This is a genomic window from Hydrogenivirga okinawensis (assembly GCF_055385515.1).
Window position 1 is genome coordinate 777,701 of record NZ_AP042386.1, and the last position, 16,282, is coordinate 793,982.

Here is a 16,282-nt window from a genome sequence, read left to right on the forward strand (position 1 = left end):
TATAGACCGCAGGGTAGTATATTAATGAATAACTATTCACTGGAGGTGAAGATGTGCCTCGCCATACCTTCTAAGGTGGTCGAGATACACGGGGATGGAACCGCAACTGTCGATACTATGGGCGTAAAGAGGAGGATCTCCTTAGAGCTTATACAAGAGGAGGTAGACATAGGGGACTACGTCCTTATCCACGTGGGCTTCGCCATCCAGAAGCTTAACGAGGAGGAGGCTCTGAAGAGCCTGGAACTCTTTGAGGAGATCGTCAGGGAGCTTGAGGAAGTGGAGAGTATGGATGGAGCAGAGCCTTATAGATCTGAGAGCTGATTTCAGGAGCTCCAAAAGAATAAAGAGCTTAGTAAGAGCTATAAAAAGGGAGGCTCGGGGACTCGACCTTCCAGTTCACATCATGGAGTTCTGCGGAGGGCACACCCACTCGATAATGAAGTTCGGAATAGATCAGCTCTTAGAAGGTGTCGTTCGGTTCGTTCACGGACCCGGCTGTCCCGTGTGCGTCATGCCGATGTCGAGGATAGACTTGGCTATCGAGCTCGCCAAGAGACCGGAGGTAATCCTGTGCTCCTACGGAGATCTCCTCAGAGTCCCCGGATCGAACAGAAAGAGTCTCCTTAACCTTAGAGCTGAAGGGGCTGACGTGAGGATGGTTTACTCCTGTCTGGACTGTCTGAAGATAGCAAAGGAAAACCCGGATAAAGAAGTGATCTTCTTCGCTATAGGTTTTGAGACTACCACACCACAGACCGCGGTTCTGATAAGGAAGGCTAAGGAGTTGGGGATAAAGAACTTGTCGGTCGTTTCGAACCACGTGATAACACCTGCTGCTATTCAGCACATACTGAACGCTCCGGAGATAAGGGAGATAGGCAAGGTAAGGATAGACGCCTTCATAGGTCCCGGACACGTGAGCGTGATAATAGGGACAAAGCCCTACCACTACTTTGCCGAAGAGTTCCAGAAGCCCGTGGTGATATCTGGATTCGAACCGGTAGACGTTCTCCAGTCGGTTCTAATGATTGTAAGGCAGCTAAAAGAGAGGAGGGCGGAGGTGGAGAATCAATACGGGAGGTTCGTAAGCTACGAAGGAAACGAAAAGGCTCAGAGGCTCGTTGCGGAGGTTCTCGAACTCAGGAAGGAGTTCGAGTGGAGGGGATTGGGAAACATCCCCTATAGCTCCCTGAAGATAAACTCCAAGTATGAGGATCTCGACGCTGAGAAGAGATTTAAGGTGAGTCTCCCGCAACCTAAGGAGCACCCCGCCTGTATATGCGGGAGGGTTATAAGGGGAGTGGCTCTTCCGACCGACTGCAAGCTCTTTGGTAAGGTGTGCACTCCTTCGAATCCACTCGGATCCTGCATGGTCTCCTCCGAGGGAGCCTGCGCCGCTTACTTTAAGTACAGACTCACTTGAGCTTTTCCAGCTTCTCCATTAACCTCTTTTCTTGATCTTTCTCCCCTTCCTTTCCGGATTTTAAGAGTTTTAAAGCGGACTCGTAATACCTTTTAGCCTCCTCCGGATAGCCCATCTTTAAAAGAACGTCCCCTACGTGCTCGTTCACGACCGGATCGTCGTAGGCGCGCCTAAGAGCATCTAAAAGGTACTGTATAGCCCTCTCGTAATCGCCCTTCATGTAATAAACCCAGCCCATACTGTCTATGTAGGCGGGATTTTCTGGATCTGCAGCAAGGGCTTTCTTTATAAGCTCCTCAGCCTCGTCCACCCGTGAGGATCCGTACCACAACAAAAGAGAGTAGCCGAGGTGATTGTAGAGGTCGGGATCGTTCGGGTTTAGCTCAAGAGCTTTTCTTAAGTTCTGCTCAGCCTCCACTATCCTGCCGAGTTGATCGAGAGCTATAGCCTTCAGAAAGTAAGCCCTATAATCTCTCGGATTGATAGATATAACTTTGTCGAGCATCTCGATAGCCTTCTCGTAGTCCTTCTTTTCCGAATAGAGACCTGCCCTTAGCATATATAGGTTTACGTTGGCTGGGTTGAGAAACAAACCTTTCTCTATTAGCTTTTCCGCTCTTTCGAACTCCCCAAGCTTTATATATAAGTTGGCGAGCCTCTCTATTATCTTCGTATTGTTCGGCACGAGCTTGTAGAGCTTTTCGTATATATCCTTCGCCTTTTTAAGCTCTCCGGTCACTTCAAGGGAGAGAGCGTAAGAGTAAGCCACGTTGAGATCGTCGGGGTGTTCCCTGTATATATCTTCCAAGATCCTCTTCGCTTCCTGAAAGTTTCCCGACTGGAGGAGAGTTACTGCGTACTGGTGCTTGTACTGATAGCTCGAGGGATAGAGCTCGTAAAGTTTTCTGTAGATCTCCTTAGCCTCCTCTATCCTGCCCGTAGCCATGTAGAGCTGGGCGAGCTTTTCCAAAGCCACCCTGTTGTTTGGGTCCTCTTTCAGAATACTCTTGTAGAGTTTCTCCGCTTTGCTGAACCGTTCACTCTTCTCGTATATCTTCCCGAGGGTGACGAAGGCTGCCTCGAAGGTTTTCCTTATCTCGAGAGCCTTTTGAAGGTACTCGATCGCCTTGTTCACGTTTCCCTCGTTAAGATAAAGCTGTCCCAAGAGGTAGTAAGGGAACGGTGTGTTGGGACTGACCTCGGCAAGCCTCTGGAGTATATCCTTCGCCTTCCTGTACTTTTTATCCTTGAGGTACTCGTCGGCAAGGAAGATGAGTATCTCTCTGCTATTGGGAAACTTACGGTAAGCCCTTTCCAGAACCTTCAGAGCCTCCTTTCTCTTACCTGTCAACCTATAGATGCTGTAGAGGGCTATGTAAGGCTCTTGGGAGTTTGGAAATCTCCTCATATACTCCTCGGCAAGCTTTAAGGCTCTCTCGGTGTTCCTCAAGGAAATCTCGAGCCTTATGGTGTCCATGTAAAGTGAGGGTGTCGGTTTTTCATCAAGAGCCTGAAGGCAGTAGAGTTCAGCCTCTTTAGGTTTGTTTGAGAGATATCTACACATCAGGTAGTCGAAGTAGTAGTTGGCAAAGGAGAAGGATGCTCCTATCAGGAGTGCTATTAAGAACCTCATTCCTTACCGCCTTCCTTATATATGAGTATGGGGACCTCCACCTTTCCGAACACCTCCGTTGAGGTGCTCCCCAATATTATCCTCTTAAGCCCAGAGAGTCCTCTGCTTCCCATTATGAGCAGCTCTATGTCCGGATCCTTTTGAACGTACTCGACTATCTCCTCGGAGGGGTCCTTACCGCTCAGAAAGGTGGTGCTCACTTCAAAACCTTCTTTTTTGAATCTTTCCTTTATCTTCTCCATATACTTCTTCTTCTCCTCCCTGTACTTCTTGTATATTGCTTCGCCTATCTTCTCAACCACCGGTATGTCTATAGGCTCCTCTACGTGAAGTATTTCTACCCTAACCTTGAAGGGTTTGAGGAACCTCAGAGCAAAGTCGAGTGTCTTTTCGGCGGTCTTGGAGAAATCGTAGGCTATCAGAACCTTCTTAGAGAAGGTCGGCTCCACCCCCTTAACTATTAAAGTCGGTTTGAGACTGTGCTTCACTATCTTCTCTGCCGTCGAACCTATTAGGATCTTTTCTACAAGACCCTTCCTGTGACTCCCTATAACGACGAGATCTGGATTTTCCCTTTCTTCTATCTCTAAAACGAGATCCCGAGGATCGCCCACCTCTACGATAGCCCTTGACCTTACAGGCTTTAGGAACTCCTGAAAACCTCTGAGCTTCTCGAGAGCCTCCTTTTTCTTATTCTCCTCTATCTCCTGAAGGATCTTTACGTCTATGACGTCCACACTGAGGCTCTCGGGATAAGGTATGTATATGGCGGGCGATACTGCGTGGAAGAGTATCACCTCCCCTCCGTGGGCTTCTACGATTCTCTTCACAGCTCTGAGAACTACGTTCGTTATGTCCGAGAAGTCGACGGGCACAAGAACCTTCAACCTAATCCTCCTTGAGATGGGAGAATACCACCTCCTCCAAGAACCCCTGTATCCTTCCGTTGGAAGCTACTATGTCCCTCTTCCTTCCTTTCTCCAGCACCCTGTAATCTCCTCCAGCTTCCTTTAGTATAACAGCTCCAGCCGCTATGTCCCATGGATGGAGCTCGAACTCTGTGAGCCCTTCAAATATGCCCTCCGCAACGAAGCACAGGTCCACCGCGGCTGCCCCAGGTCTCCTCATAGCAGCAACTTTATCGAAAATCTCCTTAAAGATACGCCAGTAAACGTCGAGGTCTCTCATCGCTCTCGAGGGAAAACCGTAAGCCACCACCGAGTACTTGAGATCGGAGGTGGGACTCACCCTTATCCTCTTCCCGTTCTTAAAAGCCCCCAAGTCCTCTCCAGCCCAGTAGAGGGAGTCGTAGGAAGGCAGATAGACTGCTCCTACTACAGGTTTATCCCTGAACAGGAGACCTACAGAAACGCCGAAGATGGGAAATCCCGCTATGTAGTTCTTAGTCCCATCGAGAGGATCTATATACCATACGAACTCCCCGTCCTCTTCTCCTCCTTCCTCTTCGCCGACGATCCTGTGGTCGGGGAACTTCCTCGCGAGGAAGTCCCTTATCCTCTCCTCCGAGGTTCTGTCCACGTAGCTTACAAAGTCCTTCTCACCCTTTTCTTCTATATTCTCATCGAGAACCTTTCTGAAGTTCTCCTTAAGCACCATTCCTCCGATAAGAGCCGCCTCCTTGGCAGCCTGAACGAACTCTTCAAGTTTCATCTTCACTCCTTGTCGTCTAAAACCTCTAAGCAGGGAAGGGAATTCCCCTCAAGGAGCTCTAAGAAGGCTCCTCCACCGGTGGAGACGAAGTCTATAGCGTTGTAGACGCCGGCTTTGTGGATCGCGTGGTCCGTGTCTCCCCCACCCGCTATGGTAAGTGCGGGGGAGTGGGCTATCATCTTGGCTGTCTCAAAGGTGCCGTTCTTGAACCTGTCGAGCTCGAAGACCCCCATAGGTCCGTTCCAGATTATCGTCTGGGCATCCGAGATTATCTCCTTGAGGAGATCCACAGAGACGGGACCTATATCCAGCCCCATCCACTCGTCGGGTATCTCCTGCCACGGAACGACCTTCGTGGGAGTGCTATCCGAGAGTTCCTTGCCTATGACGAAGTCCACGGGCAGATAAAGCTTAACGTCTAACTTCTTAGCCACGTCGAGGATGTCGAGGGCGGTGTCTATGAGATCCTCCTCAACAAGGGAATTGCCAACCCTGTAGCCCATAGCCTTTATGAAGGTAAAAGCCATCGCTCCGCCGATGAAGAGTTTATCTACCCTCTTGAGGAGGTTCTTTATTATTCCGAGCTTTGTCGATACCTTAGCTCCTCCCAATACCGCGACTACGGGTCTCTGGGGGTTTATCATCGCCTTCTCAAAGTAGTTGATCTCCTTCTCCAAGAGAAATCCCATCACCGCAGGTCTGAGGAACTTGGGAACGAGATAGACGGAGGTGTGCTTCCTGTGGCAGGTTCCGAAGGCGTCGCTCACGTACACTTCACCGAGGCTCGCAAGCTCTTTCGCAAACTCCTCATCTCCCTTGGTCTCTCCCTCGTGAAAACGAAGGTTTTCCAAGAGAAGTACTTCTCCCTCCTTGAGCCCGGAGGCCATTCTCTTAACTTCTTCTCCCACACAGTCGGGAGCGAGCTTCACCTCCTTCTCTATAAAGCGAGAGAGCCTCTTGGCTACAGGAGCGAGGGAAAACCTCGGATCCCTACCTTTAGGTCTGTCCAGGTGGGACATTAGAATTGTCTTCGCCTTAGCATCTAATAGATACTCGATGGTAGGAAGGGTGGCTCTTATCCTCGTGTCGTCAACTATGTTACCTTGCTCGTCCAAGGGAACGTTGAAATCCACCCTGACGAGAACCTTCTTTCCTTTAACGTCTATATCTCTGAGGCTCTTCTTTCTTGGCATGGCTTAAAATTCTACCATAAGGATATAAGCTTACCCTTATAATACTTTTATGGTCTTCTACCTTTTGCCCTGGAGCCGGAAAAAGTCCAAGATGGACCTGATCAGAGAGGACCTCCTCGAGGTTTGGAGGAAAGGGAAGAACCATTTTCCTCAGCTCAATCCCCTGAGGGAAGCTCTCATAAGACACTTCGGAGTAGAGACGTCGCCGTTAGCCCCTGCTTTTAGAAGGTATAAGGGGAGGTTCTGGGAGGAGCTCAGCTTCTGGGCACTCCCCTCGAGAGTTCAGGAAGAGATCTCTCGAAAGGGTATCGTTTTTTCTCCTCTCCTCGGCATGCTTTCACCGGAAGACCCGGTTCCAATCTACGATCTCGACTGGAAAACTTCTTACGAAGGTAAAACTCTAAAGGATTTCTGGAAAGGGCACTTGGAAGAGATACAGAGAAAGCTCTTCGAAGACTCAATCCTCTTCGACTTTCTTTCAACTGAGGACAGAAAAATCCTCACCCTCCCCGCAGGAAATAAAAGAGTCAGCTTCGAATACTACAGGAAGGACAGGAGGGTTATAAACTCCCTTCCGCACAGGGCTTACACTCTGAGATACATAGTTGAGATGAAGGTCGGGATAGATGATCTTGAGAGGATAAACTTCCTCGACTACAAGGTAAAGGACATAGTAGAAGAAGGGAGTACCCTGAAGGTAATACTCAAGAGTGAGGGAAAGTATATATGAAGCTTGACGCGGGGATTGAAGTGTTTTATATTAATCGCGAATGGTTAACCACACATCCTAAAGCGGGGGGTCCAAGAAATTGAGCGGACCCCTCAAGTTCAACTTTAAAACTGCTATTTTCGTAGATTGGGATAACGTTCGCTTTAGGATCTTAGATGGCAAAATCCTATCTAAGAAAGGCATCTCAGGAGAGAAAATTATAAACTACAACCGTGATCCGCACTTGGTAGTTGAGTTTCTGAAAGAATTCCTTGAGGAGGAAGAAATCCTTTTCAGGATCTTCTTTTATACTTGCAGGTTCGATGACAGGATTAAAACTCAGAACGGGGAAGAACTAATAGTAGGAAGAGACGATAGGGTTTTGGATTCCCTTTATATTTCAGGAAACTACTGCAAGAAGTTAAGACTCAACAGGGACTTTCTGAACGCCGTTAAAAAACAGGATTTTGTAACTTTAAGAGAAGGTCGCCTTGCGGTGAGATGGATAAGGGATATAGAGAAGTTTGAACTCGAACAAAAGCAGGTAGATATGCTCATAGGTCTTGATATGGCTCATCTTGCTTATAACCGCTTGGTGGATAGGATCATACTGTTTTCATACGATACTGATCTCATTCCTGCGATAAAGACTGCTAAGGCTCATGGAATTCAAGTGATCCTACCTGTAGTTGAGGAGGTTATAAAAGAGCCTCCAAGCGAGCTTATTGAACATACGGATATAGTGAGAGTGGGAAGATATGAAGATATCGCGGATAGAATAATGAGAGGAAAGCCATGATCTCCATAGTCATACCTGCGTACAACGAGGAAGAGAACGTACCCGTTCTTTACGATAAGTTGAAAAGGGTTCTCGACTCTCTCGATGATGACTACGAAATAATCTTCGTGGACGACGGAAGCGAGGACGGGACTTCTGAGATACTGAAGGAACTTGCCCAGAAAGACAAGAGGGTAAAAGTAATAAGGTTCAGGAGAAATTACGGACAGACGGCCGCAATGTACGCGGGCTTCGAACATGCAAAGGGAGACGTGATAATTACCATGGACGCAGACCTCCAGAACGATCCTGAGGATATACCGAGGCTTTTAGAAAAGATCAAAGAAGGTTATGATATTGTAAGCGGTTGGAGAAAGGACAGGAAAGATCCCTTTTTATCAAGAAGACTCCCTTCCAAGATAGCTAACTGGATAATATCCAAGGTTACAGGGGTGGAACTCCACGACTACGGATGCACCTTGAAGGCTTACAGATCGGAGATAGCCAAAAGATACAGGCTCTACGGGGACATGCACAGGTTTCTTCCCGCTCTTGCTAAGAGGTTCGGTGCAAGGATAACCGAGATACCTGTAAAACATCACCCGAGACTTTATGGGAAGTCCAAGTACGGGATAGGAAGGACGATCAGGGTAATACTCGACATATTCCTTGTGAAATTCCTCAACGAGTACATAACCAAGCCTCTTTATGTTTTCGGAGGGACAGGTTTTTTCCTGTTTTTAGTTGGCTTTCTGATAGAGCTTTACCTCACTTTCCTTAAGCTCTTCACCGGTGCGGACATCGGGGACAGACCTCTCCTGATCCTTGGCGTTCTCCTGATCCTTGCAGGAATTCAGCTCATCTCTACAGGGATAATAGCGGAGCTCATCGTAAGAACTTACTACGAGTCGAGGGGGGAGAAACCTTACGTGATAGATGAGAAGATAAACGTGGAGGATTAAACTTAATACATGGAGGTTCTAAGAGGGGAGGAAATACTTCAAAAACTAAGGGAGCTTTTTTCAAAAACCAAAAAAGAAATTAAGATTTCCTCCGCATGGGTAAAAGGGGAGGTTTTAAGAAACCTCCTTCAGCTCCTGCCGGAGGGAGTAAACATCGAGATAATCGTGAGGGCTTCTTCCTTCGAGGATCTCAAGATAACGGATCCTGAAGTTTTCAAGACGGTAAGGGAGAAGGGCGGAAAGGTGTTCTTAAACCCGAGGCTCCACGCCAAGTTCGTCGTCTCCGACTCCAAGGAAGCTATCCTCGGTTCGGCGAACATAACCCACTCGGGACTACTTCCCGAAGGAAACTTAGAGACGGCGGTCTATATAAAAGAAAGCAAGAAGGTCAAAGAGCTTGAAAAAATTTTCGAAGATATAAAAAGAGACTCTTACGATTTCTCAAAAACTGTAGCTTTCGTTGTAAGTCTTGAGAGTGCAAGGGAGGGGAAAGTTCTACTCCTGAGAGACCTTCAGGAACAGACCTACGTGAGGATACCTTCAGAAAGGGGAAACTTCTTCCTCGGAAGGATCTTCGATATCAGGAGTCTCAACCTCTCCCTCAGCTTAGAGGACGACGAAATAAAGGACTCGAAAACTGTACTCGAGGTATTCTCAGAGAGGAACGAGGACTGGAAGGTGGCGGGATTGTTTGCAAGATCTCAGGAAGGAATCAAAGTAAAGCTCGCCAAGTTTGAGGTGCTCGGCGAGTACGAAAGGGAGAGGAACCTCTTCAAAACACCCGTAAGACCAGTGGACGCCGGTTCTCCCGTGGAGATTCTCGAGGTGGAGGAGGAGTCCCTCAGGGCAATCCTTCTCAAAAACCACTCAGGCTACGACATGAGGTTCCCCACATACTTGGGAAGACTACAGGGAACAGAGGTTAAGGGATATCTCGATATGGACAAGGTTATCTCGATGCACATGGCAGTGATAGGGACCACTGGCTCGGGGAAAACCACCTTTGTAAAGAAAATCCTTAAGAACTTTTCGGAGCCTGCAAAGGTCTTCATCTTCGATATGTACGGTGAGTATTACGAGGAACTAAAGGAGATAGGGAGCGTAAAGAACGTCCTCCTCCCAAACGTCCTCCTCCCGATAGACGGAGACGACATGAAGAGGCTACTTAAAGAAAGTGGTCTCGGAATAACGGAGAGATCGACCGATGAGAAGGAACTGATGGCTTTCTTCAGGAAGCATCTGAAGCCCGAGCTGGACAGAACCGCTCTTAAGGAGAAGAGCCTCGAGACTCTGGTGAAGGAGGCAGCCCTCAGGGTTAAAGACAGATTCCTCAGGGACTCACTAATAGAGGTTGTAGATTTCTGGAAGAGGAACTTCGGCAGGGGGGCGGTCAGAGACCAACCTGCTGCTGTTAAGATGCTCGAGGAGTCCCTCAGAAGCGAGGAGAGGATAGTGATCTACAACTACAAGGATATAGACATAACGGAAACGAGAGTAAACGTCGCGGGACTTGTGATGAGGGAGATACTCAAGCTCGCCAAGTCCGAACCTAAGGACAGGCTCATAGTCCTCGAGGAGGCGCACAACTTTGCGCCGGAGAGGGGAACGGCTGAAGTTCAAGCTGGAAGGGAGAACTTGGCGTATCTGAGCGCCCGCAGGATAGCGATGGAAGGAAGAAAGCTCAGGCTCGGACTCATAGCGGTAACCCAGAGACCTGCGAACATAAGCAAGTTCATTCTCTCCCAGCTCAACACTCAGGTCATATTCAAGCTGATAACTAAGAACGATCTCGATGCAGTTTCTATATTCTTCGAGCAGTCCAAGGAAGACGTTTTCAACCTACTCCCCTTTCTCAAGCCGGGAACAGCCTACATAAGCGGTCTTGCAGTTCCCTTCAGCTTCCTCTTCCAGATGGAGGAGATACCTTACTGGTAATCTTAGTGTTTAGAACTACAAGGGCTAAGGCAAACAGTAAGCTCACGGCTGTGAGTATAAGAACAGCATCACCGTAATCTATCATCTTGTAGAAAGATACAGCAAAAAGTTTCCCACTGCAGGCAGAAAAACTCTTGCTAAGCCTTTTTAATTACACCCTCTTTCCTCGAGGACTCTTTTCATGGCTCATATTGTAACTGGACGATTTATTAAAGTGCTATCATATTTGAGCCGTGAAGGTAAAGGTAGGGATAGTAGGCTGTGGTGTCGTCGGAACAGGGACAGCAAAGCTTCTGATAGAGAACGGAGATCTTATAAAAAAGAAGACAGGGATAGAGTTCGAGCTTGTTAAGGTTGCGGATCTCGATTGGGAAAGGAAGAGGGAGTTCGAGATACCACAAAACTTGAGGACGACCGACTACAGGGAGGTTATAGAAAGCTCGGACATCGTTGTGGAGCTCGTTGGAGGGAAGGGGTTCGCCAAGGAGTTGATGCTGGAAGCTCTTGACAAGGGAAGACACGTTGTGACAGCAAACAAACACCTTTTAGCCTTGGAGGGAGAGGAGATATTTTTGAAAGCTAAGGAAAGAGGGCTCAGAGTTGGTTTCGAGGCTTCGGTGGGAGGAGGCATACCGGTTATAAAGGCGCTCAGGGAGGGTCTTGTGGGGAACAGGATAAACACCATCTACGGGATACTCAACGGGACCACCAACTACATCCTCACAAGGATGTTCGAGGAGAACCTCGACTTTGAAAGCGCCCTGAAGGAAGCTTCCGAAAGGGGATATGCGGAAGCGGACCCCACTCTGGATATAGACGGGTGGGATGCGGCACACAAAATAAATATCCTCGCCTCCCTCGCTTTTGGCAGATACTTTCCCTTCGAAGAAGTTCACGTAGAGGGGATAAGGAACGTGGACAGGCTCGATGTGGAGCTTGGTAAGGATCTCGGATACACGCTGAAACTCCTTGCCATAGCCAAGAGGTTCGATGGGGAGGCTGAGGTAAGGGTTCATCCTACCTTCATTCACTCGGAAGAGGCTCTCGCAAAGGTCTCGGGGGTTTACAACGCCGTTATGATAGAGGGAGACTTTGTAGGGAAGACTATGTTCTACGGTCAGGGAGCTGGGTCTCTACCTACCGCCTCGGCGGTGGTCTCCGACATAGTCGATGTGGGAAGATCGATCGTTCAGGGCAATGGTCTTGAACTCACGCCGATAGACTGGGAGGAGGGGGATATAAAGGTGAGGAAAAACTTCTTCAGCAGGTATTACCTTAGGTTCGACGTTCCCGACAGACCGGGTGTCCTCGCCTCTATATCGAGGGTTCTCGCCGACTTCAACATAAGCATAGCGGCGGTCCTCCAGAAGGAGATGGTATGTGAGATAGCAGGAAGGAAGGGAGAGCCGGTTGTTCCCCTCGTCATACTGACTCACAAGGCTTACGAGCAGGACGTTCAGAGAGCTCTCGAGGAGATAAGAGAGCTTCCCGTGGTTGTGGGTGAGCCTGTCCTCATAAGGGTGGAGGAGGAGGCTGAGTAATTACTGAAGCACAAGCTCGACCCTTCTGTTCTTCGCCCTACCTTCTTCCGTCAAATTCGTAGATACGGGTGCTACCGGTCCTACGCCCACAGGGATTAGTCTACTTCTATCTACACCTCCCTTTCCGACAAGCCATTCCACTACCGCCTCTGCCCTCCTCTGGGACAGGTCAAGGTTGTGCCTGTAAGTTCCTCTGTTGTCGGTGTGTCCGACCACGAAGAGCTTCACGCTGGGATTCTTCTTGAGATATAAGGCTATCTCCTTTAGAGTGGGTTCCGATTCCGGCTTTATAGCGTGGCTGTCGGTATCGAAGTATATGCCGTATAGAGCTACGTGCCCCTCCTCCTTTATACCCTTCTCTATATCCTCAGCGCTGACTATCAGGTCTTCTTCCAGTTCGCCGGACTCCACGACATCTACCTGAACGAGAACCCTCTTCTTGAACCTGTTATGGGGATACTCGTGTCTGAAGGCGTATATGGAAACGTAAACCTCTTTACCTTGCTCGGAGAGCTTCATTGAGATATAGCGTTGATTGGATAATCCTCCGGTTATCGTGTATTCATATAGCTGGTTGGAAAAGGTAGGGGCATATTTAAAGAAGTTCCCGCATGCGTTTTTGGAGCAGGCGAACAGCGTTTTGAAGCCCTTCTTCTTTAGAGACCTCTCGTAGCTCCTGATAACCTGTAGAGTGGAGGTTCCCTTGGGAGTCAGATAGAGTATCCTCGTAACTTTACCCTCTACGTGGACGCTCTTCGAGAGAACCGTTCTACCCTTCTTGTCACGGGTCTGGGGTCCCAAGGGTATAACGAACTCATCGTACTCTCTGAAATCGTAGCCGATAATCTGGGAACCGGAGAACCTGCCCACGAGAGGATGATCCTTACTTCCCTTCAGGTCCGCTCCGAAGGAAAGGGATAAGAGAAGGATTATGAAGAGTAGAGTACTCATATCCCACCTCCCTGGGGATTTTCTCACCTTTAAATTTAGTGTTTAGACATTAAAATAAGAAGGGTGAAAAAGCTGCTTGCTCCATCGATACTCGCCGGAGACTGGTGGAACATAGGGGAGCAGATAGAGGCCTGTGTAAGAGGAGGAGCGGACATAATCCACTTCGATGTAATGGACGGACACTTCGTTCCTAACATAACGGCAGGTCCGGAGATACTCTCTCACATTAGAAGGAGGGTTAGTCTTCCGATAGATGCTCATCTCATGATAGAGAATCCAGATAAGTACATACCCGAATTTATAAAGGCTGGAGCGAACTGGATAAGCGTTCACATAGAGAACATTCCACATATCCACAGAACCTTAACCTTTATAAAAGATCTGGGAGCTAAGGCGGGAGTAGTTATAAATCCCGGAACTTCGCTAAGCCTCATAGAGGAAGCTCTTCACTACGCCGACTACGTACTCCTCATGTCTGTTAATCCCGGCTTCAGCGGTCAGAGGTTCATAGAGAGATCCATAGACAGGCTCATAGCTCTTAGGGAGATGAGGGACAGGACAAATCCTGCGTGTTTGATAGAGATAGACGGTGGTATAAAGGAGACAAACGTTCAGGAGGTGGTTAGGGCGGGAGCCGACGTGATAGTTGTTGGTTCGGGTATATTCGCAGTCGAAGATATAGAAGCTCAGACGAGGAAGCTTAAAGGGCTCATCTCCGCCGCAGTGGCAGTTTGATATCCCTCAAGTTGAATATGTTGAAGACCAGATAAACCTCATTTAGGTAGCCTTTCTCGGATCCGTAGTAAGTACTCCTGTAATCTAACCTTAAAGCCCAGCAGGCTCCCCTGTAACCCAAGTAAAGTCTCCTGTACAGTTCCTTACCAGCGATGTTATCCCTCGTCGAGGAAGCCCCAAACACCATCCCTCTGGACGAAATTTCCATCCCCAAGGTGTATTGATCGCTTAGCCTCTCCCTCTTACTGTTTCTTGAAGAAACGTAGCTTCCGTTTAAGGAAAGGTTCCCAAGCTTTAGGGAAGCGGAGCTCACGCTCGTGGCAACTATCCTGAGGTTCGGATCGTAAGTCATATCCTCACTGATAGAGAGCCACTTTAATGGGTAGAGGGAGAAAATCATCCTCAGAGGTAAGAACTCCTCCCTCACAAGTTCGCTATCCGTCGGGAACCTGTAGGATTTAAGAAAGTTATACCCACCTTCTAAGAATAAACTTGCAAGCGTTCTGCTTTCTGACAACAGCGTATGTCTCAATCTAAACTTGAAGTTATTCTCCTTGGTAACCCTGTCGAAGTTGTCGAACTGGGGATTGTCAAAGTTCTCTGGAGAGAAGGTGTAGACAAGTTCAATAGTGTTCGACAGGGATAGCTTCCCCCAGGAAAAGTTCCAAAATAAAGGCAACCTGTCCTCAAAATAAAAAGCGGTTACCTTTTCATCTCTAAATTCCTCTCTCTCCGTAAAGTAGAAGTTGTTTATAAACTTGAGGTTTAGGTAATTTCTAAGTCCCAATAGCTTCATAGGAATCTCCGCCTGAGGGACAAAGATCAGCCTCCTGGATCTGACACCTTCATCTCTGTCAAAGTTCGTGAAGCTCGCCGTGAGACTCACGTAAGCGAGTCCGTACTTCTTAGGTCTAAAGTAAAAACCGAACTCGGGTAGTAGATTAAGGGTCCGTTTGTTATCGGGAGAGGTAAGATCGTAGTAGTTCCTAAGGTTGAAAGAAAGGAAGTAATCCTTTTCAAGGCGGGTGTAGCTTATATAGGAGAGGGTGAAGGGTCTCGTTCTCTCACTTTGAGAGAAGTAAACGTCCTCGAAGAAGTAGGGATCTGAAGGCAGATCGAGCCCTATCTTCCATCCCCTGTATCCGAGCCCCATCTCTATTCTAAACCTGTTTTCCCTAAAGGTTCTTAGATCCCTGCCTTCCCACCATTTACCCGGAGGTGTGGGCTCCTTGTAGTAGGAGAGTCTAAAGAAGAACCTATCCCTCTCCGTAAAAGCTTGTCTGTATTCTATGGATCCACCTTTAGCCTGTTTGTTCCTGTAATCTAAAGTAAAGGTAGCATCTCTGTCCTCTGAGATAGCCCAGAAGAAGGGCTGTATATATATGAAGTTGTTGTAAGTATTCGCTCCTATCATGGGCGGGAGTAATCCTGATCTCCTATCGCCTACTGGAAAGATTATGAGCGGTGTATAAGCTAAGGGAATCCCGAAGAACTCAAGGGAGTCGCTGTAAGAGAAGACGTAGCTACTGGTAACCTTAGCCCTCCAGAAACAGATCTTTAACTCTTTCCTATCGGGCGGACAGGTTGTTATATCACCCTTGTGAACGATAAGCTCGTTCTCTGTTATCTTTTCAACTCTATTAGCCGAGAAGTAAAACTCTCTGAACCTTCCCTCAGCGTCGAGAAAGTAGCCCTTATGAGTCTTTAGATTTAGATAGGCTTCCTTCCCGACAACCTCAAAGGTTTTATCCTTCTTAACTATCTGAACCCTTCCGTAGGCGAAAACGTCTCCCGTCTTCGGGTTATACTTTACCTTTTCTGCCTTTATTACGTAATCTCTGTAATCCACATGGACGTTTCCCTCCGCCACAAGGTTGCCCTCTGGATCTGTAAATAGCCTGTCGGAGATTATCTCTATTGGGAAAGAAAGGGAGATGGTTGTCAGGAGTGCGATTAGCCACTTAACCACTCGTATATTTTATTCTCAAGCTCCCTAAGATCGTGAAAGATATAGTCTGGCTTGAAGTTTGCCCTACTCAGTTCCTCCTCCTTATACTTGCCCGTGGTCATGAACACGGTCCTTATCCCTATCTCCTTAGCCCCCATAAGGTCGGTGTATATGTCGTCGCTTATAAGGTAAACATCCTCGTTAGGCAGCCCCTTTAGGGCGAGTCTTATGAATTCGGGAGCTGGTTTCCCGAGGTTGGGCAGTTCCTCTGTGTAGTTTGTTGTAAAGGCTATCATCCTCGCCACCGATCCGGCTCCGGGGAAGTATAGACCGTCTGAATCCCTCACTATCCTTGACAGGTTCACAGGGACGATCTTTGCTCCCTCAAAAAAAACGGCGGAAACAGCCCTCTTCAGCTTGGCAAAGTTTATCTCTTTGTCCTGACCGACAACCACAGCCTCCACTTCGTAGCTATCTCTTACATCAAAGCCACTTTCTCTTAGAAAATCCGCGAGCATGGAAGTGCCTATAACGAACACGCTGTTTACGCCCTTGCTTCTGAGATAGTCTGGCAGAACCGCAACAGGCGATATGAAATCCTCGTAATCGAGATTAAAGCCCTTTTCCCTAAGCCCATCCACTATTAGCTTAGGAGACCGGGTCGAGTTGTTGGAAACTATCCTGAAAGGAATTCCCCTTTCCTTAAGATTTCTAATGAAGGTGGGAGCGTAGTCGAAAGGGGTAAACTCTTTGTCTTTGGTAAGAACGCCGTCCATATCTATGAGCAGGGTGGGCATACC

Annotated in this window: 15 protein-coding genes; 8 read left to right on the forward strand and 7 right to left on the reverse strand. The window is 48.1% G+C overall.

The features are described from left to right. Nucleotides 1-51: 51 nt before the first annotated feature. Together ACZ483_RS04510 and hypD are read left to right on the forward strand one after the other, a co-directional pair. A complete protein-coding gene (locus ACZ483_RS04510) occupies nucleotides 52-324 on the forward strand; it encodes a HypC/HybG/HupF family hydrogenase formation chaperone (protein WP_464325172.1) in 273 nt (90 codons plus the stop codon). Continuing rightward, nucleotides 293-1,426, forward strand: a complete 1,134-nt coding sequence (gene hypD / locus ACZ483_RS04515) for a hydrogenase formation protein HypD (RefSeq protein ID WP_464324980.1) — start codon at nucleotides 293-295, stop codon at nucleotides 1,424-1,426. The genes ACZ483_RS04510 and hypD overlap by 32 nt, the downstream gene beginning before the upstream one ends. Here hypD and ACZ483_RS04520 read toward each other — a convergent pair. The 4 genes from ACZ483_RS04520 to ACZ483_RS04535 are packed head-to-tail and all read right to left on the reverse strand — an operon-like array spanning nucleotide 1,419 to nucleotide 5,923. Further along, complete coding sequence (locus ACZ483_RS04520; RefSeq protein ID WP_464324981.1) at nucleotides 1,419-3,059, reverse strand: tetratricopeptide repeat protein; 1,641 nt, start codon at nucleotides 3,057-3,059, stop codon at nucleotides 1,419-1,421. The two genes, hypD and ACZ483_RS04520, sit on opposite strands and share 8 nt — an antisense overlap. After that, nucleotides 3,056-3,946 (reverse strand): universal stress protein, encoded by an 891-nt coding sequence (locus tag ACZ483_RS04525; RefSeq protein WP_464324982.1) that lies wholly within the window; start codon nucleotides 3,944-3,946, stop codon nucleotides 3,056-3,058. Before ACZ483_RS04525 ends, ACZ483_RS04520 begins: the two co-directional genes overlap by 4 nt. A gap of 1 nt (nucleotide 3,947) precedes the next feature. Further along, nucleotides 3,948-4,730, reverse strand: coding sequence for an inositol monophosphatase family protein (locus ACZ483_RS04530; RefSeq protein WP_464324983.1), 783 nt, complete (start codon nucleotides 4,728-4,730; stop codon nucleotides 3,948-3,950). A 2-nt stretch (nucleotides 4,731-4,732) separates the two neighbouring features. Further along, entirely contained in the window at nucleotides 4,733-5,923 is a 1,191-nt protein-coding gene (locus tag ACZ483_RS04535; protein WP_464324984.1) for a phosphoglycerate kinase, read from the reverse strand. Between the two features lie 91 nt (nucleotides 5,924-6,014). Between ACZ483_RS04535 and yaaA the strand changes: the two genes are divergently transcribed. From yaaA to ACZ483_RS04560, 5 genes are all read left to right on the forward strand, one after another. Next, nucleotides 6,015-6,653 carry a peroxide stress protein YaaA gene (gene yaaA, locus ACZ483_RS04540; protein ID WP_464324985.1) on the forward strand — a complete coding sequence of 213 codons (639 nt, stop codon included), beginning with the start codon at nucleotides 6,015-6,017 and terminating at the stop codon, nucleotides 6,651-6,653. A gap of 79 nt (nucleotides 6,654-6,732) precedes the next feature. Next, a complete protein-coding gene (locus ACZ483_RS04545) occupies nucleotides 6,733-7,431 on the forward strand; it encodes an NYN domain-containing protein (RefSeq protein WP_464324986.1) in 699 nt (232 codons plus the stop codon). Continuing rightward, nucleotides 7,428-8,372 carry a glycosyltransferase family 2 protein gene (locus tag ACZ483_RS04550; protein WP_464324987.1) on the forward strand — a complete coding sequence of 315 codons (945 nt, stop codon included), beginning with the start codon at nucleotides 7,428-7,430 and terminating at the stop codon, nucleotides 8,370-8,372. The genes ACZ483_RS04545 and ACZ483_RS04550 overlap by 4 nt, the downstream gene beginning before the upstream one ends. A 9-nt stretch (nucleotides 8,373-8,381) precedes the next feature. Then, on the forward strand, nucleotides 8,382-10,307 hold the full coding sequence (locus ACZ483_RS04555) for a helicase HerA domain-containing protein (RefSeq protein ID WP_464324988.1): 1,926 nt from the start codon (nucleotides 8,382-8,384) through the stop codon (nucleotides 10,305-10,307). 233 nt (nucleotides 10,308-10,540) lie between these two features. Further along, nucleotides 10,541-11,848, forward strand: coding sequence for a homoserine dehydrogenase (locus ACZ483_RS04560; RefSeq protein ID WP_464324989.1), 1,308 nt, complete (start codon nucleotides 10,541-10,543; stop codon nucleotides 11,846-11,848). Here the strand turns inward: ACZ483_RS04560 and ACZ483_RS04565 are convergent, their stop codons facing one another. After that, entirely contained in the window at nucleotides 11,849-12,799 is a 951-nt protein-coding gene (locus ACZ483_RS04565; protein WP_464324990.1) for an OmpA family protein, read from the reverse strand. Nucleotides 12,800-12,862: 63 nt separating this feature from the next. On the opposite strand from ACZ483_RS04565, the gene rpe reads away from it, so the two are divergent. Then, complete coding sequence (gene rpe, locus ACZ483_RS04570) at nucleotides 12,863-13,534, forward strand: ribulose-phosphate 3-epimerase (protein ID WP_464324991.1); 672 nt, start codon at nucleotides 12,863-12,865, stop codon at nucleotides 13,532-13,534. Here rpe and ACZ483_RS04575 read toward each other — a convergent pair. Continuing rightward, entirely contained in the window at nucleotides 13,509-15,503 is a 1,995-nt protein-coding gene (locus ACZ483_RS04575; RefSeq protein WP_464324992.1) for an LPS-assembly protein LptD, read from the reverse strand. The genes rpe and ACZ483_RS04575 overlap by 26 nt on opposite strands. Next, nucleotides 15,488-16,279 (reverse strand): HAD-IIA family hydrolase, encoded by a 792-nt coding sequence (locus ACZ483_RS04580; protein WP_464324993.1) that lies wholly within the window; start codon nucleotides 16,277-16,279, stop codon nucleotides 15,488-15,490. The genes ACZ483_RS04575 and ACZ483_RS04580 overlap by 16 nt, the downstream gene beginning before the upstream one ends. Nucleotides 16,280-16,282 lie beyond the last annotated feature (3 nt).